The following is a 25642-nucleotide window of genomic DNA, read 5'->3' on the forward strand; positions in this document are numbered from 1 at the left end:
CGCGGATCAGCGGTCCTGCTGCATCGTGGCCCACAGCCCCGCGGCGTGGAGTTTGGACACGTCGACCTCCATCGACTCGCGGCTGCCTGCCGACACCACCGCCTTGCCCTCGTTGTGCACCTGCAGCATCAACTTGGTGGCGTGCGGCTCGCTGTAGCCGAACAGCTTCTGCAGGACGTAGGTCACGTAGGTCATCAGGTTGACCGGGTCGTCCCACACGATGGTCACCCACGGGGTGTCGGTGGCCGATGCGGTCGCGACATCGCGTTCCTCGCGGGTTCCCGGTCGGGCCTTCGCCGGCGTCACCATGCCCGCAAGGATACCGATGTGGTGGATCCGCTCCGCCGACCACTACCGTGGCAGCTGTGACGGCCGCGCTGCTGACCGACAAGTACGAGCTGACCATGCTGGCCGCCGCGCTGCGTGACGGCACCGCACACCGGCGCACCACGTTCGAGGTCTTCGCGCGGCGGCTGCCGGAGGGCCGTCGCTACGGGGTGGTCGCCGGCACCGCGCGATTCCTGGAACTGCTGTCGCAGTTCACTTTCGACGCCGCCGCGCTGGAGTCGGTGTCGGGTTTCCTGGACGACGACACCCTGTCCTACCTGTCGTCGTACCGCTTCGGCGGCGACGTCGAGGGCTACGCCGAGGGCGAGCTGTACTTCCCCGGCTCCCCCGTGCTGTCGGTGCGCGGCACCTTCGCCGAGTGCGTGATCCTCGAGACGCTGGCGCTGTCGGTGTTCAACCACGACAGCGCCATCGCCTCGGCCGCCGCCCGGATGGTCAGTGCCGCCGAAGGCCGCCCGCTCATCGAGATGGGCTCGCGGCGCACCCATGAGCAGGCGGCCGTCGCCGCGGCCCGCGCCGCATACCTCGCCGGCTTCAGTGGCACGTCGAACCTCGAGGCGCAGCGCCGCTACGGCGTGCCCGCCCTCGGCACCAGCGCACACGCCTTCACCCTGCTGCACACCACCGCGGACGGGCCCGACGAGGCGGCCGCCTTCCGGGCCCAGGTCGAGGCGCTCGGGTTGGGCACCACGCTGCTGGTCGACACCTACGACATCACCGCCGGGGTGGCCACCGCCGTCGAGGTGGCCGGCCCGGCGCTGGGCGCGGTGCGTATCGACTCCGGCGAGCTCGGCGTCCTGGTCCGCCAGGTGCGCGAGCAGCTCGACGGCCTCGGCGCGACCGGCACGCAGATCGTGGTCTCCAGCGACCTCGACGAGTTCGCCATCGCCGCGCTGCGCGCCGAGCCGGTCGACAGCTACGGCGTCGGCACGTCGGTGGTGACCGGATCGGGCGCGCCGACGGCCGGAATGGTCTACAAGCTCGTCGAGGTCGACGGTCTGCCCGTGGCGAAACGCAGCAGCCACAAGGAGTCCCACGGCGGACACAAGCAGGGGCTGCGGCTCGCCAAGCCGTCGGGCACCATCGTCGAGGAGGTGGTGCACCCGGCGGGCCGGCCGCCCACCGACTCCGCAGGCCTCGAGTCGAGCTCGCTGACCGTCGACCTGGTGCGCGCCGGTGAACCGCTCGGCGACCCAGGGCTGGACGCGGCTCGCCGACTGGTGGCCGCCGGCCTGGGCAGCCTGCCGTGGGACGGGCTGAAGCTCTCCAGGGGCGAGCCCGCGATCCCGACCCGCATGGCATAGGAGGAGTCACGGGCGCCAACGCACACGCCACCGGCGCACGAGCCGTCGACGACGTCACGGCTCTGCTGGACGCCGCGGTGGCCGCCGTGGGCGGGGCGCGCCGCGACGGACAGGTCGAGATGGCGCAGGCGGTGGCGCGGGCCTTCGACACCGGGGAGCATCTCGCCGTGCAGGCCGGCACCGGCACCGGCAAGTCGCTGGCCTACCTGGTGCCGGCGATCGCCCGGGCGGTGGCGGCCGAGGAGCCGGTGGTCGTGTCGACGGCGACGATCGCACTGCAGCGCCAGCTGGTGGACCGCGACCTGCCCCGGCTGGCGGACGCACTGGCGGGCGCGCTGCCTCGCCGGCCGACCTTCGCACTTCTCAAGGGGCGCGGGAATTATTTGTGCCTCAACAAGATCCACAACGGGTCAGCAGGCTCGACGGAACCGGAGGACAGGCCGCAGGACGAGCTGTTCGACGCCGTCGCCGCCACGGCACTGGGCCGTGACGTCAAGCGGCTCACCGCATGGTCGTCGGATACCGAGACCGGGGACCGCGACGAGCTGAAACCCGGTGTACCGGACCGCTCCTGGAGTCAGGTCAGCGTCTCGGCGCGCGAATGCATCGGGGTGGCGCGGTGCCCCTTCGGCACCGACTGCTTCGCCGAGCGGGCCCGCGACAAGGCCGGACACTCCGACGTGGTGGTCACCAACCACGCACTGCTGGCGATCGACGCCATCTCCGATGCGGCGGTGCTGCCCGAACACCGGTTCCTGATTGTCGACGAGGCGCACGACCTGGTGGACCGAGTGACGTCGGTGGCGACCGCGGAGCTGTCGGCGACGTCGCTCGGCATCGCCCACCGGCGGGCCGCGCGGCTGATCGACGCCGAACTCGCGCAACGCCTCGAAGCCGCGACCGCGACGTTCGCCTCGCTCATCCACGACACCTCGCCCGGCCGGATGGACCGGCTCGACGACGAGCTGGCCGCCCACCTCACCGCGCTGCGCGACGCCGCCCACCGCGCCCGCTCGGCGATCGACACCTCCCCCGCCGACCCGAAGGCGGCCGCGGCGCGGTCGGAGGCCGTCACCGCGCTGACCGATCTCGGCGACACCGCCTCACGCGTCCTCGACTCGTTCGGCCCGGCGATCCCCGACCGCACCGACGTGGTCTGGCTCGATCACGAGGACAACCGCGGCACCGTGCGGGCGGTGCTGCGGGTGGCGCCACTGTCGGTCGCCGGGCTGCTGCGCGCCAGGCTGTTCGGGCATTCGACCGCCGTGCTGACGTCGGCCACGCTCACAGTTGGCGGCAACTTCGAAGCGATGGCAGGCGCCTGGGGCCTGGCGGGCGGCGACGAGGAGTCCGAAGCGTCCGCCTCCCCCGAGTCGCTGCGCTCCAGCCCACCGGCCTGGCGCGGTATCGACGTCGGATCGCCGTTCCAGCACGCGAAATCCGGGATCCTCTACGTGGCAGCGCATCTGCCGGCGCCGGGTCGCGACGGGACCGGCTCCGCCGAACAGCTCGACGAGATCGCGGGACTGATCACCGCGGCCGGCGGGCGCACCCTCGGACTGTTCTCGTCGATGCGTGCGGCCCGCGCCGCGGCAGGGATCATGCGCGACCGGCTCGACACACCCGTGCTGTGCCAGGGCGAGGACACCACGTCGGCGCTCGTCGAGCGCTTCGCCGCCGACCCGGCCACGTCACTGTTCGGCACGCTGTCACTGTGGCAGGGCGTCGACGTGCCAGGGCCGTCGCTGTCACTGGTCCTCATCGACCGCATCCCGTTCCCGCGGCCCGACGACCCCTTGCTCACCGCGCGCCAGCGGGCCGTCACCGCGCACGGCGGCAACGGTTTCATGGCCGTGTCGGCCAGTCATGCCGCGCTGCTGCTGGCCCAGGGCGCGGGCCGGTTGTTGCGCGGCACCCAGGACCGCGGTGTGGTGGCGGTGCTGGACTCGCGGATGGCGACGGCGCGCTACAGCAGCTACCTGCGGGCGTCGCTGCCGCCGTTCTGGGCGACCACCGACAGCGCACGGGTGCGCGGTGCACTCGAACGGTTGCGGGATCAGGCGTAGCCGACCCAGCCGCGGAAGGTGAACGCCGAGTAGAACTGCACGACGTCGGTGAACCCGGCGTCGCGCAGGACGGCTTCGTCCTGCTCGGGCGTCAGTATCGGAACGTCGGAATCGACCGTGGCGCAGGCGCGTTCGGTGATCTCCCTGCTGATCCCCGAATCGTGTGCGTATTCGGCGTAGCGGGACAACCACATCCCGCGTTCGGCGGCGTCGCGCTGCGGCAGGCTCATGTGGGCCACCACGAAGGGCGCCCCGGGGGCCAACCGGCGGCGCACCTCCGCCGCGGTGCGGCGCCGCTCGTCGAGGCCCAGGAAGTGCAGTGTCAGGAAGCTCGTCGCGGCGTCGAAGGGCCCGGCCGGTGCGTCGTCGATGTAGCCCTCGTGCAGCCGGGCGCGAGACGTCAACGGGCCCAGGGTCTTCTCGGCGAGGTCGAGCATGGGCCGCGCCGGGTCGACGCCGTCGAACGACCAGCCGGGCCGCGCCTCGGCCAGCGCCTTGATCTCAAGGCCGCCGCCGGCCCCGAGCACGAGCACCCGCGCCTGCTCGGGGGCCCGTTCGGAGATGAGGATCGCCGCAAGACGGTGGATCTCGCGGTACCCCGGCACGAATTTCGGCGGGTTGTCGGCGTAATCGTCGGCGAACTGCAACTGGTGGAACACGCTCGTGTTGTCGCTCATCCCGCCAGTGTCGGCACCGAACCGCCCACCCGGCAAGAAGAGTTGCCGTTCAGGCAAACGCCGTCAGACCTTCTTGGTGGTGCCGTACCAGGCGAGCACCGCGTCGGACTGGTCGGTCGACCGGGTCAGGAACGCGTAGGAACGGATGAACGACTCGCCGACACAGCCGTCGATCTTCACCCGGAAGTTGCTGATCATCACCCATGGATCGGCGCCGGTGAACTCCTTCTTGGTGACCGGGACGATGTTGATGATGCCGGGTTTGAGGCCGACGGTGACACCGCCGCCGAGGTTGCCGCCCAGCCCCGGGACGATGCCGTCCGGGATCGGCGAGATGAGGTCGGTGCCGATCACGCCGATCGACGGGTTGATGCCCGCCGTCGCGGTCAGCGAGACACCGTTGGAGGTGCTCATGTCGATGCCGCAACCGATCTCGTAGCCGACCTCGAGGGTGCCGTGCGGCGGCTCGCCGTCGTCAGGTCCGGTCAGCTCGCCGTCGTAAGTGCCGCCCACGACGTACTCGCGCGAGGACAGCGCCGTGGTGAGCGGCGGGATGATCGCCTGCGTCTCGTCGCGCGCCGACAGTGTCAGCACCCAATCGTCGGGCGTGGTGACGGTGGCAGGCGGCGTCGACTCCACCCGGCCCGGGTCGGGAGGCGGCGCACCCTCGGGCGGCGGTGCGCCCTCCGGCGGCGGCGCCTCGGCGGCGACCGGCTGAGGTTCGGGTTCCGCGGCCGCGGTCGGCGACAGCCCGCCCAGCGTCGCGCACATCCATCCCGCCGCGGCCACCGCTGTGAGTGCCCGCCACCACCGTCCCCGATCCGTCACAGCGCCGAACCTACCGCGAGCTACGTCACGGGTTTACGGATAGCCGCCAGAACGTCAGCGGCGTCAGATCGGCAGCCGCAGCACGAACCCGGTCTCCAGCGCGATCCAAGGCGCCCCGTCCGGTCCGATCGCCAGCCCGTGCGGCTCGCTTCCGGGCGGCAGATCGATGGTGATCACCTCGCCGTCGCCGCTCACCCGGGCGATCTGGCTGGACCCCCACAGGCTCACCCACACCCCGTCGGCGGGGTCGGCGACCACGGCGTGCGGCTTGCCGGGCAGGTCGAGTTCCTCGATCGCCCCGTCCATCGGGATGCGGCCGAGTTTCTCGGCGAGGATCTCGGTGAACCACACCGCGTCGTCGTGGGTGGCGGCGATACCGACCGGACCTGCGCCGCTGGTCGGCAGCTCGCGCACCGTCAGATCACCCGCCGGTTCGAGCCGGCCGACGGCGTTGCCCTGGTTGAGGGTGAACCACAGCGCACCGTCCGGGCCGGCGGTGATCATCGCGGGGAAGCCGCCGAGCCCGGCCTCGCGGGTGACCCGGCCGTCGGTGGTGATGCGGCCGACCTCCCCCGATGTGGTCCCGGTGAACCACAGCGCACCGTCGGGGCCCGCGGTGATGCCGTACGGCCCACTGCCGTCGGCCACCGGGAACGAGGTCTGCTCCCCCTCGGTGGTGATGCGGCCGATGCGGTCGTCGCCGGTGCGGGTGAACCACATCGCACCGTCCGGGCCCGCGGTGATCAGCGACGGCCGCGAGCCGGGCGCCACCGGGTACACCGTCACGTCGTCGTCCGGCCTGCCGTCCCCGCCGATCCGGGCGACGGCGCCGCCGTGCACGAGCGTCACCCAGATCGCCCGGTCCGGACCCGCCGCCAGCGCGTACGGCCCGCCGTCGAGCGCGACCTTCAGTGCACGATTCACGCCAGCGTGACGAGGCCGAGCTCGTTGTCGGCGGCCAGCAGCGGATGGTGCGGCAGCACCCGAACCGTGTAGCCCACCGGGCCCGCGACGGGCAGCGGCGTGGTGGTGGAGAACACCTCGGTGCCGCCGTCGGCGGTGCCGGTGTGCGCCATCGCCACCGTCGCCGGTTCCTTCAGCGCGTCGCTCTCGTCGACGCGGCCGAGCACCGCCTCCACGGTGACCTCGTCGGGCCGCAACCCGGCCAGCTGGACGTTGGCGGTCAGCGTCAGCTCGGAGCCCAGCAGCGGCGTATCGGGCAGGCCATAGCTGTCCACGTCGGTGATCTGGATCTTCGGCCACGCCTCTGCGGCCCGCCGCCGGTAGTCGGCCAGTTCCCCGGCCGCGCCGAAGGCTGTTCCGTTCACGGGCTCCACGGTCTTGCGCAGCGACCGGGCCGCGGGTGCGTAGTACTTCTCGGTGTAGTCGCGGACCATCCGCGACGCGAGCACCTTCGGGCCCAGCGCCTGCAGGGTGTGCCGGACCATCTCCACCCACCGGGTCGGCACGCCGTGCTCGTCGCGGTCGTAGAACTTCGGCGTCACCGACTTCTCGAGCAGGTCGTAGAGGGCGGCGGCCTCGAGGTCGTCGCGGCGGGTCTCGTCGGCCAGCCCATCGGCGGTCGGGATCTCCCAGCCGTTCTCGCCGTCGTACCACTCGTCCCACCACCCGTCGCGGATCGACAGGTTGAGTCCGCCGTTGAGTGCGCTCTTCATGCCGGACGTGCCGCACGCCTCGAGCGGCCGCAGCGGGTTGTTCAGCCAGACGTCGCAGCCCCAGTACAGCTGGCGTGCCATCGACATGTCGTAGTCGGGCAGGAACGCGATCCGGTGGCGCACCTCGGGCCGGTCGGCGAACTTCACGATCTGCTGGATCAGCGCCTTGCCGCCGTCGTCGGCGGGATGCGACTTGCCTGCCACGATCAGCTGGATCGGCCGCTCGGTGTCGAGCAGCAGCCGCTCGAGCCGTTCGGAGTCGCGCAGCATCAACGTCAGCCGCTTGTAGGTCGGCACCCGGCGGGCGAACCCGATGGTGAGCGCATCAGGATCGAAAGCCGTTGCGATCCATCCGAGTTCGGCATCGGAGGCGCCGCGTTCCAGCCACGAGCGGCGCACCCGCGCCCGGACGTCCTCGACCAGGGCGCGGCGCAGCTTCGACCGGATCGACCACAGGTGGCCGGAGTCGACCTCCTGCAACCGCTGCCAGGTGTCGGGCTCGCGCAGCGAGTCGAGGTTGTCCGCGCCGAGCATCTCCCGGCCCAGTTCGATCCACTCGGGCGCCGCCCACGTCGGCGCGTGCACGCCGTTGGTGATCGACCCGATCGGCACCTCGTTCGGGTCGAAGCCCGGCCACAGCTCGTTGAACATCTCGCGGCTGACCCGTCCGTGCAGCAGCGACACCCCGTTGGCACGCTGGGCCAGCCGCAGTCCCATGTGGGCCATGTTGAACTTCGCCGGGTCGTCCTCTTCCCCGAACGCAATCACCCGGTCCAGCGGCACCCCCGGCAGCAGCCGGGAGTCCGCGCCCGACGGGGTGCCAGGCGCGCTACCGAAGTAGCGCTTGACCATCTCGACCGGGAACCGGTCGATGCCCGCGGGCACCGGCGTGTGGGTGGTGAACACGGTCGAGGACCGCACCACGGTGAGAGCGGTGTCGAAGTCCAGACCGGCGTCGATCAACTCACGGATGCGTTCGACACCGAGGAACCCGGCGTGGCCCTCGTTCATGTGGAACACCTCCGGCGAGGGCAGGCCCTCCACCTCGGTGTACGCCCGGATCGCCCGCACCCCGCCGATGCCGGCGAGGATCTCCTGTTTGATGCGGTGCTCCTGGTCGCCGCCGTAGAGCCGGTCGGTCACACCGCGCAGGTCGTGGTCGTTCTCCGGGATGTCGGAATCCAGCAGCAGCAACGGGATCCGGCCCACCTGCGCGATCCACACCCTGGCCCGCAGCGGATTGTCATCGGGCAGCGCCAGCTCGACGAGCACCGGGTCGCCCGCCGCGTCGGTCAGCAGCCGCAACGGCAGGCCCTGCGGATCCAGCGACGGATAGTTCTCGCGTTGCCACCCGTCGGCGGTCAGCGACTGCCGGAAGTAGCCCGACCGGTAGTACAGGCCGACCGCGATCAGCGGCAGGCCGAGGTCGGACGCCGACTTGAGGTGGTCGCCCGCTAGGATGCCGAGACCTCCGGAGTAATTCGGCAGCACCTCGGCCACCCCGAACTCCATCGAGAAGTACGCGATGCCGTTGGGCAACGGGAACTCAGTCGCGCCGTCCGCCTGAACCTGCTGATACCACAGCGGACGGGTCAGGTAGTCGTCCAGATCCGCGGCCAGCCCGTCGAGCCGGCGCAGGAAGGACTCGTCGACGGCGAGGGCGTCAAGACGTTTGGGGCTGACCCCGCCGAGCAGCGCGACCGGGTCGCAGCCGAGCCGGCGCCACAGGTCCGGGTCGATGGCCTCGAACAGGTCCTGTGTAGGCCTGTCCCAGGACCAGCGCAGGTTGATGGACAGCCGTTCCAGCGCCGACAACCGATCCGGTAGATGGGCGCGGACAGTGAACCTTCGCAGGGCTTTCACGTGGCTCAACCTTACTGACAAATCCGGGCGGCGCAGTGCGCTGCCCACATCCGATCCCTCTCGTTTGATTGGGCCGGACACTACGGTGGGTATAGGGCGCTCAGGGACTTCGCGGTGTCGGCATCAGACCACCGCGGCGTTCGTACGAGCTTTCTCGTACCTCGATCTCGAACATCCGCGGTCCCGGTGGCCGCGCCAGTGTGAGGAGCAAGTGGGTGGCCGGTCGTATCGGTATCGATGACGTCGCGCCCGTCGTGTCAAACGGCAGGTATCCGGCCAAGGCGGTCGTCGGCGAGGTGGTTCCGGTCCGGGCCACGGTGTGGCGCGAAGGCCATGATGCGGTGGCGGCGACCCTGGTGGTGCGCTATCACGGCACCAACTACCCCGACCTCGCCGAGGCGCCGGCGGTGGCTGTGAGCCCGAGCGAACCCGTCCCGATCCAGGAGGTCGTCAACCCGCAGGCCAAGGTGCGGCCACAGGCGCTGCCGATGGCGCCCGGGCGCACACCCGACGTGTTCCACGGGCAGTTCGCGCCCGACCGGGTCGGGCTGTGGACGTACCGGGTGGACGGCTGGGGCGACCCGATCGCGACGTGGCGAAAAGCGGTCACCGCCAAGCTCGACGCCGGCCAGAGCGAGGCCGAGCTGAACAACGATCTGCTGGTCGGCGCCAAGCTGTTGGACCGCGCGGCCACGGGTGTACCGCGCCAACATCGGTACCCGCTGGCCGAGGCGGCCGCCCAGCTGCGCGAGCCGGGTGATCCGTTCACCCGTGCGGGCGCAGCCCTCGCCCCGGACCTGATGGAGATGCTCGCGGAGTATCCGCTGCGCGAATTGGTCACCCGCGGTGAGCAATACGGCGTGTGGGTGGACCGGCCACTGGCCCGGTTCAGCTCGTGGTACGAGTTGTTCCCGCGGTCCACCGGCGGCTGGGACAATCAGGGCCATCCGGTGCACGGGACGTTCGCCACCGCCACCAAGGCACTTCCCCGGGTAGCCAGGATGGGCTTCGACATCGTCTATCTGCCGCCCATTCACCCGATCGGCAAGGTGCACCGCAAGGGCCGCAACAACAGCGTGACGGCGGCCCCCGATGACGTGGGCTCGCCGTGGGCGATCGGCAGCGACGAGGGCGGCCACGACGCCGTGCATCCGGACCTCGGCACGATCGAGGACTTCGACGGGTTCGTCGCCGCCGCGCGCGACGAAGGCCTCGAGGTGGCACTCGACCTCGCCCTGCAGTGCGCCCCCGACCACCCCTGGGCGCGCGACCACCCCGAGTGGTTCACCGTGCTGCCCGACGGGACCATTGCGTACGCGGAGAACCCGCCGAAGAAGTACCAGGACATCTATCCGCTGAACTTCGACAACGACCCGGCCGGGTTGTACGAGGAAGTGCTGCGGGTGGTGCGGTACTGGGTGTCGCACGGCGTCAAGGTGTTCCGCGTCGACAACCCGCACACCAAGCCGCCGAACTTCTGGGCCTGGCTGATCGGCGAGGTCAAGCGCGAGGATCCGGACGTGCTGTTCCTGGCCGAGGCGTTCACCCGGCCGGCGCGGCTACTCGGCCTGGCCAAGCTGGGCTTCACGCAGTCCTACACGTACTTCACCTGGCGCACCGCGAAGTGGGAGCTCACCGAGTTCGGCCAGCAGATCGCCGAGCACGCCGACTACTGCAGGCAGAGCCTGTGGGTGAACACCCCCGACATCCTGCACGAGAGCCTGCAGCACGGCGGGCCCGGCATGTTCGCCATACGCGCGGTCCTGGCGGCGACGATGAGCTCCACCTGGGGCGTCTATTCGGGCTTCGAGCTGTTCGAACACCGGGCGGTCCGCGAGGGCAGCGAGGAGTACCTGAATTCGGAGAAGTACGAGCTGCGGCCCCGCGACTTCGACGCGGCCATGGCCGACGGCGAGTCGCTGGAGCCGTTCATCACCCGGCTCAACGAGATCCGCCGGGTGCATCCGGCGCTGCACGAGCTGCGCACCATCGCGTTCCACTACCCGGACAACGACGCGGTCATGGCCTACAGCAAGTTCGACCCGGTCACCGGTGACCAGGTGCTGGTAGTGATCAAGCTCAACCCGTTCGGGCCCGAGGAGGCCACCGTGTGGTTGGACATGGCCGCATTGGGAATGCAACCTTACGACCGCTTCTGGGTGCGCGACGAGATCAGCGGCGAGGAGTACCAGTGGGGTCAGTCGAACTACGTGCGGCTCGATCCCGCCAAGGCGGTGGCACACGTGTTCAACATGCCCCAGATACCGGCCGAACAACGACTCAACCTGCTTCGTAGGGAGTGATCGACACCATGGCTAAGGCCCCCGACCTGACCAACGAGGTCACCAGTCCGCATCTGCGGCCACACACCGCCGACCTGAACCGCCTGCTGTCCGGCGAACACCACGACCCGCACTCGGTGCTCGGCGCGCACGAGTACGACGACCACACGGTGCTGCGTGCCTACCGGCCGCACGCCCTCGAGGTGGTCGCGGTCGTCGGCGGCGACCGGCACGTGTTCTCCCACATCGAGAGCGGCTTGTTCGCGGTGGCGCTGCCCTTCACCGGGCTCGTCGACTACCGGCTCGAGGTGAGCTACGACCACGGCGGCGAGACGCCGCACGTGCACCGCACCGCCGACGCCTACCGGTTCCTGCCGACCCTCGGCGAGGTGGACCTACACCTGTTCTCCGAGGGCCGCCACGAGCGACTGTGGGAGGTGCTCGGGGCGCATCCGCGCAGCTTCACCACCGCCGACGGCGTGGTCGAGGGCGTGTCGTTCGCGGTGTGGGCGCCGAATGCCAAGGGCGTCAGCGTGATCGGTGACTTCAATCACTGGAGCGGCACCGAGGCGCAGATGCGGGTGCTGGGTTCCACCGGCGTGTGGGAACTGTTCTGGCCCGACTTCCCCGCTGACGGGCTGTACAAGTTCCGGGTGCACGGCGCCGACGGCGTGGTGACCGAGCGGGCCGACCCGATGGCCTTCGCCACCGAGGTGCCGCCGCAGCGGGCGTCGCGTGTCACGCAGAGCCATTACACGTGGGCCGACGAGGACTGGATGACCCGGCGCGCGCTGCGCAATCCGGTGTTCGAGCCGATGAGCACCTACGAGGTGCACCTCGGCTCGTGGCGGCCCGGCCTGAGCTACACCGAACTCGCCGAGCAGCTCACGCAGTACGTCGTCGAACAGGGCTTCACCCACGTCGAGATGCTGCCGGTCGCCGAGCATCCGTTCGGCGGCTCCTGGGGTTACCAGGTGACGTCGTACTACGCGCCGTCCTCGCGCTTCGGCAGCCCCGACGAATTCCGGCACCTCGTCGACTCGCTGCACCAGGCCGGCATCGGCGTGCTCGTGGACTGGGTGCCCGCGCACTTCCCGAAGGACGCCTGGGCGCTCGGCCGGTTCGACGGCACCGCACTCTACGAGCACGCCGATCCGCGTCGTGGTGAGCAGTTGGACTGGGGCACCTACGTTTTCGACTTCGGCCGGTCCGAGGTGCGCAACTTCCTGGTGGCCAACGCGCTGTACTGGCTGCAGGAGTACCACGTCGACGGGCTGCGGGTGGACGCGGTGGCGTCGATGCTCTACCTGGACTACTCGCGCCCCGAAGGTGGCTGGACACCCAACATCTACGGCGGCCGGGAGAACCTCGAGGCGGTGCAGTTCCTGCAGGAGATGAACGCCACGGTGCACAAGGTCGCCCCCGGCATCGTCACGATCGCCGAGGAGTCCACGTCATGGCCCGGCGTCACCCGGCCGACGAATCTCGGCGGCCTCGGCTTCTCGATGAAGTGGAACATGGGCTGGATGAACGACACGCTGGCGTTCATCAGCCGCGACCCGATCCACCGCAGCTACCACCACCACGAGATCACCTTCTCGATGATCTACGCGTTCAGCGAGAACTTCGTCCTGCCGATCAGCCACGACGAGGTCGTGCACGGCAAGGGCACGCTGTGGGGCCGGATGCCCGGCGACGACCACGCCAAGGCGGCGGGGATCCGCGGCCTGCTGGCCTACCAGTGGGCACATCCGGGTAAGCAGTTGCTGTTCATGGGCCAGGAGTTCGGTCAGCGTGCCGAATGGTCCGAGGAACGCGGCGTGGACTGGTGGCAGCTCGACGAGCAGGGCTTCTCCGACGGGATCCTGCGGATGATGCGCGACATGAACGGCATCTACGGCAGCCGCCGGGCACTGTGGTCGCGCGACACCACGCCGGAGGGCTACTCCTGGATCGACGCCAACGACTCGGCGAACAACGTCCTGAGCTTCCTGCGCTACGGCGACGACGGCTCGGTGATGGCGTGCGTGTTCAACTTCTCCGGATCCGAGCACTCGCGGTACCGCCTCGGGCTGCCGCACACGGGGACCTGGCGCGAGGTGCTCAACACCGACGCCGACGTCTACCACGGTTCGGGCATCGGCAACTTCGGCGCGGTCGAGGCCACCGACGATCCCTGGCACGGCCGGCCGGCGTCCGCGATGATGGTGCTGCCGCCGCTGGCCGCGCTGTGGTTCGAGTACGAGCAACCCGGCCTCGGGCGCGGAGACGCTCAGTAGAGCGCGTTGGCCAGCTTTCGGCGGCCGGCGATCACCTCGGGGTCGGCGGCGTCGAACAGGTCGAACAGTTCGATCAGCCGCGTGCGGACCTTCGTGCGGTCGTCGCCGGCGGTGCGCTTGACCAGGGCGATCAGCCGGTCGAATGCGGGCTCGACCTGCTGCTGCATGATCTGCACATCGGCCGCGGCGAACGCGGCGTCGATGTCGTCGGGAGCGGTGTCGGCCGCCGTCACCGCGTCGGGATCGTGAGCGGTAGCGCGCTGCAGGAACACGATCTGGCGCACCGCGCCCTTGGCCTCCGGATGGTTCGGAGTGGCGGCCAGGATCGCCTGGTAGGCCGAGAGTGCGGCGTCGAAGTCACCGGCGTCGAGGTGCTCGCGAGCCTGTGCGACCGCGGGGTCGACCTGCTCGGGCTGTTCGGCATCGCCTGTGCCGGAGAGCTTCCCGGCGGTCGCCTCGAGCAGCGAGTCGATCCAGCCGCGTAACTGCTCCGCGGGCTGAGCGCCCTGGAAGCTCGAGATCGGCTGTCCGCCGGCGAGCGCGACAACGGTGGGCACCGCCTGCACACCGAACATCTGCGCCACCCGCGGTGTGGTGTCGACGTTCACCAACGCCAGCGACCACTTGCCGCCGTCGTCGGCCGCGAGCGCCGCGAGGGCCTCGCCGAGCGCCACGCTGGCGTCGCTGCGCGGCGTCCAGAGCAGCACCACGACGGGCGCCTGACTGGACCGGACCAGCACCTCGGCTTCGAGGTTGGCCTCGGTGACCTCGGTGACGTATGCGCCACCCTGACCACCGGGCGCGGTCGCTTCGGTGGGTGCGGCGGCGCGCTGCTTGAGCGCCGAAAGGTCAACCGCACCGGCCAGTGCGGGCCCGACGGAAGGTCGTGGACGAGTCACGCGACCAAGTCTGTCACGTCGTTTCCGGTGCCGTCCGGCCCGGTTGCGAGATCGGCGCCGACGCAGCCGCGGACGCGGCGGCGGGCCCCATCCGACCGGTCCGGTCGGCCCATATGAGGAAGATCACAGTGGCCAGTGGCACGACGCTGGCCAGCAACGCCAGCAACCATGTCGTGACGCCCCACCGGAACGCCACACCGGCGGCCACCGCTGCCACGACGAACCCGATGAAGATGCCGCCGTGGATGGGCCCGAAGATCTTCACGCCGATCTCGGTGCTGGGGCTTCCGACGTACTTGAAGTACATCCCGACCAGCAGACCGACCCAGCTGACCGCCTCCAGCAGACCGACCAGGCGCAGCCACCCGGCCACCGAACGCAGATCGAAAGCACGTGTCATGGCCGCCATTGTGCCTGATCGGCGAGCCAGCTACTACGCCTCGTCGTAGCGCGGTGCCGCCCGGCGGTCGCGCAACCTCAGCGGCGCAGGATCAGGGCGTCGCCCTGCCCGCCCGCGCCGCACAACGCGGCCACCGCGTACTTCCCGCCGGTGCGCTGGAGTTCGAGCGCCGCGTGCAGGGTGATGCGGGCGCCGGACATCCCGATCGGATGGCCGATCGCGATGGCCCCACCGTTGGTGTTGACCTTCTCCTGATCGACGCCGAGTTCCTTGGTGGAGGCCAGGGCGACCGCCGCGAAGGCCTCGTTCAGTTCGATCACGTCGAGCTGGTCGGCGGTGATGCCCTCCTTGGCGATCGCCTTCTTGACGGCGTTGGCCGGCTGGCTCTGCAGCGTGGAATCCGGTCCGGCGACCACGCCGTGGGCGCCGATCTCGGCGAGCCAGCTCAATCCCAGCTCCTCGGCCTTGGCCTTGTTCATCACGACGACGGCGCAGGCGCCGTCGGAGATCTGCGACGCCGATCCCGCGGTGATGGTGCCGTCCTTGCGGAACGCCGGCTTGAGCCCGGCCAGCGACTCTGCGGTGGTGTTGGCCCGGATGCCCTCGTCCTCGGTGAACTCGATCGGATCGCCCTTGCGCTGCGGGATCGACACCGGTACCACCTCGTCGGCGTACACCCCGTCCTTCCACGCCGCGGCCGCCCGCTGATGGGACTGCGCCGCGTACTCGTCCTGCTCGGCGCGGGTGAACTGGTCGACGTCGTTGCGCTGCTCGGTGAGCGCGCCCATCGGCTGGTCGGTGAACACGTCGTGCAGGCCGTCGTAGGCCATGTGGTCGACCGCGGTGACGTCGCCGTACTTGTATCCGGCCCGGCTGTTCACCAGGAGGTGCGGCGCCTGGCTCATCGACTCCTGGCCGCCGGCCACCACCACGTCGAACTCCCCCGCGCGGATCAGCTGGTCGGCCAGGGCGATCGCGTCGATGCCCGAGAGGCACATCTTGTTGATGGTCAACGCCGGCACGTCCCACGGGATGCCTGCGGCCACTGCGGCCTGACGGGCGGGCATCTGCCCGGCGCCCGCGGTCAGCACCTGGCCCATGATCACGTACTCGACGGCGGACGGGGCGACGCCCGACTTCTCGAGCGCGGCCTTGATGGCGACGGCCCCCAGATCGCTGCCCGAGAAGTCCTTCAGCGAACCCATCAGCCTGCCTACCGGTGTGCGGGCTCCAGCAACGATCACCGACGTCGTCATACCAACCTCCATCACGGTTTAGAGCGGCTCCGACGAGGCTATCCACTAGACCGTCAGTATCGAAACCGAGGCCCTTAGGTTACCTTTGCGTTATGACCGCCGATCAAGTTGACGCCCGTCCAGTCCTCGCCACGGCCCTGGTCACGGCTATCGACCACGTGGGCATCGCAGTGCCGGATCTCGACGCCGCGATCAAGTGGTATCACGATCATCTCGGCATGATCGTGCTGCACGAAGAGGTCAACGAGGAGCAGGGCATCCGCGAGGCGATGCTGTCGGTGCGCGGCGCTCCCAAGGGCAGCTCCCAGGTCCAGCTGATGGCGGCACTCGACGAGACGTCGACCATCGCGAAGTTCATCGACAAGCGCGGTCCCGGCCTGCAGCAGTTCGCCTACCGCGTCAGCGACATCGACGCGCTCACCGAGCGCCTGCGCGAGCAGGGCATCCGGTTGCTCTACGACGTGCCGCGCCGGGGTACCTCGAACTCGCGGATCAATTTCATCCACCCCAAGGACGGCGGCGGGGTGCTGATCGAACTCGTCGAGCCCGCGGCGGACACCGAACACTGACGCTGGTCACGACCAGCGTCGCGTCGGGCCCCGGTGGGCCCGGTTCGCCCAGCACGGCGTGTGCCAGTGCCTGCGGTCATCGACCGCCGACTCCCCCGCGTCCGCCGGCCACACCACCAGATGCGCTGTCCCGACCCTGATCTCGTGATCACAGCCGGGGCACCGGTAGACCTTGGTGGCGCGCGACCCGGCGATCGGCCGCACCTCGTAGTCGAAGCCGTCCGCTCCCGTCTCGACCCGCCGCGCGGCGAGGGACGGTGGCAGCGGACGCGGCTGCCTCGGCGGAGTCCGGCGCCTGGGCATGCCGCCGAGTCTACGGGCTCAGAACAGCCGGTACTCGTCGCTGTCCATTCCGCGCATCTGATCGTAATCCAGTGTGACGCAGCGAATCCCGCGATCAACCGCGAGCGTGCGGGCTTGCGGCTTGATCTGCTGGGCGGCGAACACCCCGCTGACCGGCGCCAGCAGTGAGTCCCGGTTGAGCAGGTCCAGGTAGCGGGTGAGCTGCTCGACACCGTCGATCTCGCCGCGCCGTTTGATCTCGACGGCGACCGAGCGTCCGGTCTCGTCGCGGCACAGCAGGTCGACCGGGCCGATGGCGGTCATGTACTCGCGGCGCACGAGGGTGTACCCCACGCCGAGCAGTTCGACGTGTTCAGCCAGCAGCTTCTGCAGATGCGCCTCGACCCCGTCCTTGACCAGCCCCGGGTCGATGCCGAGGTCGTGGCTGGAGTCGTGCTCCACCGCCTCGACGGTGATGCGCAATTGCTCGCCTGCCTTGTTCTCCACCACCCACACCGGCAGCGGCCCGTCGGTGTCCTCGACGAGTCGGCACGGCGGGCTCATCCAGTTCAGCGGCTTGTAGGCCCGGTCGTCGGCGTGCACGCTCACCGACCCGTCGGCCTTGACCAGCAGCAGCCGGCGAGCTGACGGCAGATGGGCGGTGAGGCGGCCGACGTAGTCGACGGTGCACTGGGCGATCACGAGTCGCACGTCGACAACCTTAGGGTCTCGGGCGGCTGCGAATTACTCTGACATCACGATGACCACCAAGACGAGCGTGCCACAGCGGCTGGGCAAGGTGTTGGAGGCGCTCACCCGTCAGAGCGGCCGGCTCGCCGGAACGCCGGACTACGGCTCCTGGCTGCTCGGCAAGCCCTCGGAGAGCCAGCACCGCAGGCGCATCCGCATCCAGGTCATCCTGACGTTCTTCCTGCTCTTCACCAATATCCTCGGCATCGGGGTGTCGCTGCTGCTCAACGCCGTCGCCATCCCGGTGCCCAGCGTCTTCACCGACGCGCCGGCCTGGCTCACCTGGGGCGTCGTCCCGGCCTACATGCTCGTTGCGCTGCTCCTCGGCACCGCGTGGATCACCTCCCGCACCGTGGGCTCGCTGCGGTGGTCGATCGAGGAGCGTCAACCCACCAAGACCGACCAGCAGAACGTCTTCGCCGCTCCGTGGCGGGTGGCCAAGAAGCTCCTGCTGCTCTGGGGCACCGGCGCCGTCCTGTTTACGGTGTTGTACGGCCTGCAGAACTCCGCGTTCATCCCCCGGTTCCTGTTCGCGGTGGGCTTCCCCGGCATCGTGGTGGCCACCGCCTGCTACATGATCACCGAGTTCGCCCTGCGGCCGGTCGCCGCCGAGGCGCTCGAGGCGGGCCGCCCACCCCGGCGGCTGGCGCACGGGGTGATGGGCCGGACGATGACCGTCTGGTTGCTCGGTTCCGGCGTGCCGGTCCTCGGCATTCTGCTTCTCGCGCTGTTCTCCGTGTCGCTGCAGAACCTCACCTCGACCCAGTTCGCGGTGGCCGTGATGATCCTCGCGGTGGTCGCCCTGACCTTCGGACTGATCCTGATGTGGTTGTTGTCCTGGCTCATCGCGACACCCGTGCGGGTGGTGCGGTCGGCGCTCAAGCATGTCGAGGAGGGTGACCTCGACTGCGAACTGGTCGTCTTCGACGGCACCGAACTCGGTGAGCTGCAGCGCGGCTTCAACTCGATGGTGCACGGGCTGCGCGAACGCGAACGCGTGCGCGACCTGTTCGGCAGGCACGTCGGGCGCGAGGTGGCGCTGGCCGCCGAGCAGCAGAAGATCAAGCTCGGCGGTGAAGAACGCCATGCCGCAGTCGTTTTCGTCGACATCATCGGCTCGACGCAACTGGTCACCGCTCGGCCGGCCGTCGAGGTGGTCGAACTGCTCAACCGGTTCTTCGCGGTGATCGTCGAAGAGGTGGACCGCCACCACGGATTCGTCAACAAGTTCGAGGGCGACGCGGCGCTCGCGGTGTTCGGCGTGCCGGTCACCCTCGAGAACGCCGAGAACGAGGCCCTGGCGGCCGCCCGAGCCATCGCCCGGCGGCTGTGTGACGAGGTGCCGGAATGCCAGGCAGGCATCGGCGTGGCGGCCGGCGAGGTGGTGGCGGGCAACGTCGGCGCCAGGGAACGCTTCGAGTACACCGTGATCGGCGAACCGGTCAACGAGGCCGCGCGGTTGTGTGAGCTCGCGAAGGACACCGACGCCCGACTGGTGGCGTCGGCGGATGCGGTGTCCAACGCCACCGACGACGAGCGGGAGCACTGGTCACTGGGTGACACGGTGACGCTGCGGGGCCACGACGAGCCCACTCGGCTGGCCCTGCCCGTCTGATCCGTCACACCGTCCCGCAGGTTAGTGATACCGCGCGTAACGCTTACTACACTCAGTGGCATGACGACCGAGGGCCTGCTGCAGATCGAGGACTGCCTGGACGCCGACGGCGGCATCGTGCTGCCGCCCGGGGTCAACCTGATCTCGCTGATCGAACGCAACATCACAAGCGTCGGCGACGAGGTCGCATACCGCTACCTCGATCACACCGGCACGGCCGACGGTCACGCCGTGGAGCTGACGTGGTCGCAGCTCGGCCGCCGGCTGCGGGCGATCGGCGCGACCCTGCAGCGCATCGCCGTGCGCGGTGACCGGGTGGCGGTGCTGGCCCCGCAGGGCCTCGATTACATCGCCGGCTTCTTCGCCGCCGTCAAGGCGGGGATGATCGCCGTGCCGTTGTTCGCCCCGGAGCTCCAGGGTCACGCCGAGCGCCTCGACGTCGCCATGCGCGACGCGCGACCGTCGGCGGTGCTCACCACCGCCTCCGCCGCCGAAGGGGTCCGCGACTATCTGGCGCAGCGCGACTTCGGGCGGGCGATGGAGATCGTGGTCGTCGACGAGGTGCCCGATTCCGCGGGCGCCGCCTTCAGCCCGGTCACGCTCGACGTCGACGACGTGTCGCACCTGCAGTACAGCTCCGGATCGACGCGGTCACCCGTCGGCATCGAGATCACCCACCGCAACGTCGGCACCAACCTGCTGCAGATGATCCTGTCCATCGACCTGCTGGACCGCGACACCCACGGGGTCAGCTGGTTACCGCTGTATCACGACATGGGACTGTCGATGATCGGCTTCCCGGCCGTGTACGGCGGCCATTCGACGCTGCTGTCCCCCACCGCCTTCATCCGCAGGCCGCAGCGGTGGATCCGGGCACTGTCGGACGGTTCGCGGCGCGGCCGGGTCGTCACCGCCGCCCACAACATCGCCTACGAGTACACCGCGCAGCGCGGCCTGCCCGACGCCGGCGTAGACATCGACCTGAGCAACGTCGTGATGATCATCGGCTCCGAGCCGGTGAGCATCGAGGCGATCCGCGCCTTCGAGGCGGCCTTCGCGCCGTACGGGCTACCGCCGCAGGCGATCAAGCCGTCGTACGGCATCGCCGAGGCGACGCTGTTCGTGTCGACCATCGCACCGCCGGCGCGTGCGGAGGTGGTGCACTTCGACCGCAAGCTGCTGGCCGAGGGCAGGGCTGTGCGGACCACAGCGAACGCAGGGGCCGACGCCGACGGAACCGTTCCGCAGGTGTCCTGCGGCCAGGTGGCGCGCAGCCAGTGGGCGGTGATCGCCGATCCCGAAACGGGCACCGAGCTGGCCGACGGGCACATCGGCGAGATCTGGTTGCACGGCGACAACATCGCCCGGCGCTACTGGCGGCGCCCAGAGGAATCGAGCCACGCCTTCGACGCCACGCTCGCGTCACGGCTCGAATCCGGCAGCCATGCCGACGGCGTCCCGGCCGGGGCCGGATGGCTACGCACCGGGGACCTGGGGGTGCACCTCGACGGGGAGTTGTACGTCACCGGCCGGCTGGCCGACCTGATCGTCATCGACGGCAGGCAGCACTACCCGCAGGACATCGAACACACCGCCGCGGAGGCGTCCCCCATGGTGCGACGGGGTTACGCCGCGGCGTTCGGCACGCCCGGTGACCGGCTGGTGATCGTCGCCGAACGCGCCTCGGGCACGCGACGTGCCGACCCGGCCCCGGAGATCACCGCGATCGGCGACGCGGTCGCGCGCCGCCACGGAGTGACAGTCGCCGACGTCCGCTTCGTGCAGGCCGGCGTCATCCCCCGCACCACTAGCGGAAAGCTGGCCCGCCGCGCCTGCCGCAGCGAGTACCTCTCGGGTGGCTTCACGACCAGGTCCACCGCCTGAGCGCGAGTGCCCGTACGCTGCGCCGAATTTGGTGCGCCGAACCCTTCACCGGATGTCCTAGCGTGAACTGACAGACGAGAAGGGCGGCCGATGACCGAGACACCTGTGCTGACACGACGTCCGTTCCCGGGCATCAGCTCACGCGCCTGGGAACACCCCGCCGACCGCATCGCACTCACCGCGCTGCGCCGGCTCAAGGGTTTCGACCAGATCCTGAAGGTGTTGTCCGGCATGCTTCGTGAGCGCCAGCACCGGCTGCTGTACCTGGCCAGCGCCGCCCGCGTCGGTCCGCGCCAGTTCGCCGACCTCGACGCGCTGCTCGAGGACTGCGTCGCCGTGCTCGACGCGCCCGTCGAACCGGAACTCTTCGTGCTGCAGTCACCGACGGCGAACGCCTACACGATCGGCATGGACCAACCCTTCATCGTGATCACCTCCGGGATGTACGACCTGATGAGCGCCGAGGAGATGCGATTCATCATCGGACACGAACTCGGCCACGCACTCAGCGGGCACGCCGTGTACCGCACCATGCTCATGCACCTGATGCGGCTGGCATCGTCGTTCGGGTTCATCCCGATCGGCGGCTGGGCACTGCGGGCGATCGTGGCGGCACTCATGGAATGGCAACGCAAATCGGAGTTGTCGGGCGACCGGGCCGGCCTGCTGTGCAGTCAGGACTTCGATGCCGCGATCCGGGTCCAGCTGAAGTTGGCCGGCGGCGGCCGGCTCGACAAGATGGACTCGCAGGCGTTCCTCGCCCAGGCCCGCGAGTACGACCGCACCGGTGACATGCGCGACGGCCTGCTCAAGCTGCTCAACCTGGAGTTGCGGACCCATCCCTTCTCGGTGCTGCGGGCGGCCGCGTTGACCCAGTGGGTGGACTCCGGCGGCTACGGCGCAGTGCTCGGCGGCGACTACCCGCGGCGCGTCGAGGACGAGTCCGCCTCGTGGAGTGACGATGTCGGTGCGGCCGCGCGCACCTATCGGGACGGGTTCGACCAGTCCGAGGACCCGCTGGTCCGTGGCCTGCGGGATGGAGTGTCCGGCGTCGTCGACGGGGTCGGGCGGGTCGCCACCAACGCCGCTGATTCGTTCGGCCGCAAGGTGGCCGGCTGGCGACGGGCGAACGGCGGGCCTCCCGAGAGCTAGCCACGACCGACGCCTGCCCGTCGGCTGGCAATTTCCCGGCGTCTCCTGGCCTCGCGGTCCCTTTCCCGGCGTTCAGCGAACCTCGACCATGGCAGCCATGCATGCACAGATCGTGTTGTTCGACGGCTTCGACCCCCTCGACGTCATCGCGCCCTACGAGGTGCTGGTAGCCGGAAGTGACTATGCCGGGGGTGATCTCGACGTCGTGCTGGTGTCCGCCGAGGGGCCGCGGCCGGTGGTCAGCGGTTCGCGCGGCCTGACGTTGCAGGCCACCGCCCAGCTCGATCCGGCCAAGCCCGGCTTCGTGATCGTGCCCGGCGCGTCCGGCCCGCTGGAAGGCGATCCCGACGAGGGCGCCGAGACGATCCCGGTCCTGCTCGCCCGGTTCGGCGAGACCGAAGCGGTGCCGTTGATGCGCCAGGCGATGCAGAATCCCGACATCACCGTGGCGACGGTCTGCGGCGGGTCGCTCGCACTTGCCATGGCCGGCCTGATCGACGGTCGCCATGCCAACACCCACCACCTCGGTGTCGATGTGCTCGAGGCCACCGGCGCGGTACCGGTGCATGCCCGCGTGGTCGACGACGGTGACCTCGTCACCGCCGGTGGGGTGACCTCCGGTCTTGACCTGGCGCTGCACCTGCTCGACCGCAGTTACGGTCCCCGCATCCCGCTGGCCGTCGAGCAGATGTTCGCCTACGAGCGCCGCGGCACAGTGTGGACCGACACCGGACGCGAACCGAAGGCCGTCTGAGCGTGGACATCGTTGGCGACTGGGACGTCACCATCAAGACGCCGGTGGGATCGCTGCAGATCGTGTACAGCTTCGCCGACCGGGACGGCGTGATCACCGGCAGCGCCGCAGGCAGGCACGAGACCGTGGAGGTGACCGACATCGTCGTCGCCGACGACGGCCGGCAGGTCAGCTGGCGGCAGACGGTGACCAGACCGATGCGACTCAACCTCGCCTTCGACGTGCTCGTCGACGGCGACCGGTTCACCGGACATTCGCGGGCGGGTCGGTTACCACGGTCGGCGGTGTCGGGCGTGCGCCGACGCTGAGACTTTCGCGGCCCCTCCATTCGTGGCGCCTCGCCACGACCATGTCGGTTTTCCGCCAGTGATGTCAGTGGCGACGTGTAAGAGTCAAGGTGTGCACGAGGATTTCGAGCGGTGCCTGAGGGCGGTGCAGTCGAAGGACGCCCGCTTCGACGGCTGGTTCGTCACCGCCGTGCTGACCACCGGGATCTACTGCCGGCCAAGTTGTCCGGTACGTCCGCCGTTCGCCCGCAACATGCGCTTCTACCCCACCGCGGCCGCCGCGCAGGCCGCCGGCTTCCGCGCGTGCAAGCGTTGCCGTCCGGACGCCTCACCGGGGTCACCGGAGTGGAACATCCGCGGCGACGTGGTGGCCCGGGCGATGCGGCTGATCGCCGACGGCACCGTCGACCGCGACGGGGTCACCGGCCTGGCCGCACGGCTCGGCTACACGACGCGCCAGCTGCAGCGCATCCTGCAGGTCGAGGTCGGCGCCAACCCGCTGGCCCTTGCCCGGGCGCAGCGGACCCAGACCGCCCGCGTCTTGATCGAGACCACGGACCTGCCGTTCAGCGACGTCGCCTTCGCCGCCGGGTTCGCCAGCATCCGACAGTTCAACGACACCGTCCGTGCCGTCTGCGACCTCACGCCCACGGCGCTGCGACTGCGGGCGAGCGCACGATTCGGCCGGACGCCGGCAGCCCCCGGTGCGATGTCCCTGCGGCTACCGGTGCGCACCCCATTCGCCTTCGAGGGACTGTTCGGGCATCTGGCGGCGAGCGCGATCCCGGGGGTCGAGGAGGTGCGCAACGGCGCCTACCGCCGCACCCTGCGGTTGCCGTCGGGCTGCGGGATCGTATCGCTCACACCGCATCCCGACCACGTCCGGTGCGAGCTCATACTCGACGACCTGCGCGACCTGGCCACGGCGATCGCCCGCTGCCGTCGACTGCTCGACCTCGATGCCGATCCCGAAGCGGTGATCGATGCGTTGAGCGCCGACGAGCGGCTCCGTGCCCTCGTGGCGAAGGCGCCGGGACAACGCATCCCCCGCACGGTAGACGAGGCGGAGTTGGCCATCCGGGTGGTGCTCGGTCAGCAGGTCTCGGTGAAGGCCGCCGGTACGCACGCCGCCCGTATCGTCGCCCGGCACGGCAGGACGGTAGAAGACCCGGGCGGCGGCCTGACCCACGTGTTCCCCGGCGTCGATGACCTGGCCGATCTCGACCCGGCGCACATGGCGTTCCCGACGGCGCGACGACGGTCGCTCCTCGGCATGGTCAACGCCCTCGCCGAGGGCACCGTCACGCTCGACGCGGGTTGCGACTGGGTCCGTGCCCGCGAGGCACTGCTCGCCCTCCCGGGGATCGGGCCGTGGACCGCCGAGGTGATCGCGATGCGCGGCCTCGGCGATCCCGACGCCTTCCCCGCCAGCGACCTCGGCGTCCGTCTGGCGGCCGAGAAGCTGGGTCTGCCCGGCGATCCGAAGCCCCTGATTGAATACAGCAGCCGCTGGCGGCCGTGGCGGGCATACGCCACCCAGCACCTGTGGACGTCACTAGACCACGCCGTGAACCAGTGGCCCCCGAAGGAGAAGGCATCATGACCGTGCGGTTCCGCACCGTGGACAGCCCCGTCGGCCTGCTGACCCTGGCCGGCGTCGACGGACGACTCCGGCATCTGCGGATGGTCGACCAGACCTATGAACCCGACAGAAACGGCTGGGAACCCGACGACGAAGCCTTTCCCGATGCGGTCGGCCAGCTCGAGGCGTACTTCGCCGGGGATCGCATCGACTTCGACCTCGATCTCGATCTAGTCGGGACCGCGTTTCAGCGGCGTGTGTGGGAGTCGCTGTTGACCATTCCGTACGGGGAAACCAGGACGTACGGCGAGATCGCGCGAGAGATCGGTTCTCCGGGCGCATTCCGGGCGGTCGGCCTGGCCAATGGACACAATCCGGTCGGCATCGTCGTGCCCTGTCACCGTGTGATCGGCTCGAATGGCAGCCTCACCGGATACGGCGGCGGACTCGCCAAGAAAAGGGCATTGCTCGACTTGGAAAAGCGTCGCGCCGTGCCGGCATTGTTCGAATAACTCGGCCATAACTGCGCAACTGCAGAACAGCTGATTCGGTATCCAGAAATACAAATGCCCCGGCCCTCCGATCGAAATCGGAGGGCCGGGGACTTAATGTGTGTTCGGCGGTGTCCTACTTTTCCACCCGGAGGGGTAGTATCATCGGCGCTGGTAGGCTTAGCTTCCGGGTTCGGGATGGGTCCGGGCGACTTAATGTGTGTTCGGCGGTGTCCTACTTTTCCACCCGGAGGGGTAGTATCATCGGCGCTGGTAGGCTTAGCTTCCGGGTTCGGGATGGGTCCGGGCGTTTCCCTACCGCTATTACCGCCGTAACTTTATTCACTTTATGGTGAAGTGTGTTTTGGTGGTGGGGTGCAGTCTTTGTTGTTTGACTG

Annotated in this window: 22 protein-coding genes and 1 rRNA gene; 12 read left to right on the forward strand and 11 right to left on the reverse strand. The window is 69.6% G+C overall.

Annotated elements, in window-relative coordinates; genetic code table 11:
* Nucleotides 1-6: 6 nt before the first annotated feature.
* Nucleotides 7-309, reverse strand: a complete 303-nt coding sequence (gene clpS, locus H7I41_RS14770) for an ATP-dependent Clp protease adapter ClpS (RefSeq protein ID WP_264013345.1) — start codon at nucleotides 307-309, stop codon at nucleotides 7-9.
* A gap of 56 nt (nucleotides 310-365) precedes the next feature.
* Between clpS and H7I41_RS14775 the strand changes: the two genes are divergently transcribed.
* Together H7I41_RS14775 and H7I41_RS14780 are read left to right on the forward strand one after the other, a co-directional pair.
* A complete protein-coding gene (locus H7I41_RS14775; RefSeq protein ID WP_372503744.1) occupies nucleotides 366-1652 on the forward strand; it encodes a nicotinate phosphoribosyltransferase in 1287 nt (428 codons plus the stop codon).
* Complete coding sequence (locus H7I41_RS14780; RefSeq protein WP_372503747.1) at nucleotides 1649-3718, forward strand: ATP-dependent DNA helicase; 2070 nt, start codon at nucleotides 1649-1651, stop codon at nucleotides 3716-3718. Before H7I41_RS14775 ends, H7I41_RS14780 begins: the two co-directional genes overlap by 4 nt.
* Here the strand turns inward: H7I41_RS14780 and H7I41_RS14785 are convergent.
* From H7I41_RS14785 to H7I41_RS14800, 4 genes are all read right to left on the reverse strand, one after another.
* Nucleotides 3709-4395: a class I SAM-dependent methyltransferase gene (locus H7I41_RS14785; RefSeq protein ID WP_264013347.1), complete on the reverse strand. Its 687-nt coding sequence runs from the start codon at nucleotides 4393-4395 to the stop codon at nucleotides 3709-3711. The genes H7I41_RS14780 and H7I41_RS14785 overlap by 10 nt on opposite strands.
* Nucleotides 4396-4458: 63 nt before the next feature.
* Nucleotides 4459-5166 carry an MspA family porin gene (locus H7I41_RS14790; protein ID WP_264013442.1) on the reverse strand — a complete coding sequence of 236 codons (708 nt, stop codon included), beginning with the start codon at nucleotides 5164-5166 and terminating at the stop codon, nucleotides 4459-4461.
* Between the two features lie 120 nt (nucleotides 5167-5286).
* Nucleotides 5287-6147, reverse strand: coding sequence for a Vgb family protein (locus H7I41_RS14795; protein WP_264013348.1), 861 nt, complete (start codon nucleotides 6145-6147; stop codon nucleotides 5287-5289).
* Nucleotides 6144-8762, reverse strand: a complete 2619-nt coding sequence (locus H7I41_RS14800) for a glycosyltransferase family 1 protein (RefSeq protein ID WP_264013349.1) — start codon at nucleotides 8760-8762, stop codon at nucleotides 6144-6146. The genes H7I41_RS14795 and H7I41_RS14800 overlap by 4 nt, the downstream gene beginning before the upstream one ends.
* Nucleotides 8763-8977: 215 nt before the next feature.
* Between H7I41_RS14800 and H7I41_RS14805 the strand changes: the two genes are divergently transcribed.
* Nucleotides 8978-11065, forward strand: a complete 2088-nt coding sequence (locus tag H7I41_RS14805; protein WP_264013350.1) for an alpha-1,4-glucan--maltose-1-phosphate maltosyltransferase — start codon at nucleotides 8978-8980, stop codon at nucleotides 11063-11065.
* Nucleotides 11066-11073: 8 nt separating this feature from the next.
* Nucleotides 11074-13323, forward strand: coding sequence for a 1,4-alpha-glucan branching protein GlgB (gene glgB / locus H7I41_RS14810; protein WP_264013351.1), 2250 nt, complete (start codon nucleotides 11074-11076; stop codon nucleotides 13321-13323).
* Here the strand turns inward: glgB and H7I41_RS14815 are convergent.
* From H7I41_RS14815 to H7I41_RS14825, 3 genes are all read right to left on the reverse strand, one after another.
* Nucleotides 13317-14222, reverse strand: coding sequence for a tetratricopeptide repeat protein (locus tag H7I41_RS14815; RefSeq protein WP_264013352.1), 906 nt, complete (start codon nucleotides 14220-14222; stop codon nucleotides 13317-13319). The genes glgB and H7I41_RS14815 overlap by 7 nt on opposite strands.
* Nucleotides 14223-14235: 13 nt before the next feature.
* A complete protein-coding gene (locus H7I41_RS14820; RefSeq protein WP_264013353.1) occupies nucleotides 14236-14631 on the reverse strand; it encodes a DUF3817 domain-containing protein in 396 nt (131 codons plus the stop codon).
* Between the two features lie 68 nt (nucleotides 14632-14699).
* A complete protein-coding gene (locus H7I41_RS14825; RefSeq protein ID WP_264013354.1) occupies nucleotides 14700-15878 on the reverse strand; it encodes an acetyl-CoA C-acetyltransferase in 1179 nt (392 codons plus the stop codon).
* Nucleotides 15879-15970: 92 nt separating this feature from the next.
* Here H7I41_RS14825 and mce point away from each other — a divergent pair, with 92 nt between their 5' ends.
* On the forward strand, nucleotides 15971-16447 hold the full coding sequence (mce, locus tag H7I41_RS14830; RefSeq protein ID WP_264013355.1) for a methylmalonyl-CoA epimerase: 477 nt from the start codon (nucleotides 15971-15973) through the stop codon (nucleotides 16445-16447).
* Between the two features lie 6 nt (nucleotides 16448-16453).
* Here mce and H7I41_RS14835 read toward each other — a convergent pair whose 3' ends face one another.
* A complete protein-coding gene (locus tag H7I41_RS14835; protein ID WP_264013356.1) occupies nucleotides 16454-16750 on the reverse strand; it encodes an Rv1322 family protein in 297 nt (98 codons plus the stop codon).
* Nucleotides 16751-16768: 18 nt separating this feature from the next.
* Nucleotides 16769-17440 carry an endonuclease NucS gene (gene nucS, locus H7I41_RS14840; RefSeq protein ID WP_264013357.1) on the reverse strand — a complete coding sequence of 224 codons (672 nt, stop codon included), beginning with the start codon at nucleotides 17438-17440 and terminating at the stop codon, nucleotides 16769-16771.
* Between the two features lie 49 nt (nucleotides 17441-17489).
* On the opposite strand from nucS, the gene H7I41_RS14845 reads away from it, so the two are divergent.
* From H7I41_RS14845 to H7I41_RS14875, 7 genes are all read left to right on the forward strand, one after another.
* A complete protein-coding gene (locus tag H7I41_RS14845; protein ID WP_264013358.1) occupies nucleotides 17490-19094 on the forward strand; it encodes an adenylate/guanylate cyclase domain-containing protein in 1605 nt (534 codons plus the stop codon).
* A 60-nt stretch (nucleotides 19095-19154) separates the two neighbouring features.
* Nucleotides 19155-20978, forward strand: a complete 1824-nt coding sequence (locus H7I41_RS14850; protein ID WP_264013359.1) for a fatty acyl-AMP ligase — start codon at nucleotides 19155-19157, stop codon at nucleotides 20976-20978.
* A gap of 90 nt (nucleotides 20979-21068) precedes the next feature.
* Complete coding sequence (locus H7I41_RS14855) at nucleotides 21069-22130, forward strand: M48 family metallopeptidase (RefSeq protein ID WP_264013360.1); 1062 nt, start codon at nucleotides 21069-21071, stop codon at nucleotides 22128-22130.
* Nucleotides 22131-22227: 97 nt separating this feature from the next.
* Nucleotides 22228-22884 carry a DJ-1/PfpI family protein gene (locus H7I41_RS14860; protein ID WP_264013361.1) on the forward strand — a complete coding sequence of 219 codons (657 nt, stop codon included), beginning with the start codon at nucleotides 22228-22230 and terminating at the stop codon, nucleotides 22882-22884.
* A 2-nt stretch (nucleotides 22885-22886) separates the two neighbouring features.
* Nucleotides 22887-23192, forward strand: coding sequence for a hypothetical protein (locus tag H7I41_RS14865; RefSeq protein ID WP_264013362.1), 306 nt, complete (start codon nucleotides 22887-22889; stop codon nucleotides 23190-23192).
* Nucleotides 23193-23283: 91 nt separating this feature from the next.
* Nucleotides 23284-24774, forward strand: coding sequence for a DNA-3-methyladenine glycosylase 2 family protein (locus tag H7I41_RS14870; RefSeq protein ID WP_264013363.1), 1491 nt, complete (start codon nucleotides 23284-23286; stop codon nucleotides 24772-24774).
* Complete coding sequence (locus H7I41_RS14875; RefSeq protein ID WP_264013364.1) at nucleotides 24771-25265, forward strand: methylated-DNA--[protein]-cysteine S-methyltransferase; 495 nt, start codon at nucleotides 24771-24773, stop codon at nucleotides 25263-25265. Before H7I41_RS14870 ends, H7I41_RS14875 begins: the two co-directional genes overlap by 4 nt.
* A 201-nt stretch (nucleotides 25266-25466) precedes the next feature.
* Here H7I41_RS14875 and rrf read toward each other — a convergent pair.
* Nucleotides 25467-25579 (reverse strand): 5S ribosomal RNA (gene rrf, locus H7I41_RS14880).
* Nucleotides 25580-25642: the final 63 nt, after the last annotated feature.

The organism is [Mycobacterium] manitobense (assembly GCF_025821665.1).
Classification (GTDB): Bacteria; Actinomycetota; Actinomycetes; order Mycobacteriales; family Mycobacteriaceae; genus Mycobacterium; species Mycobacterium arseniciresistens.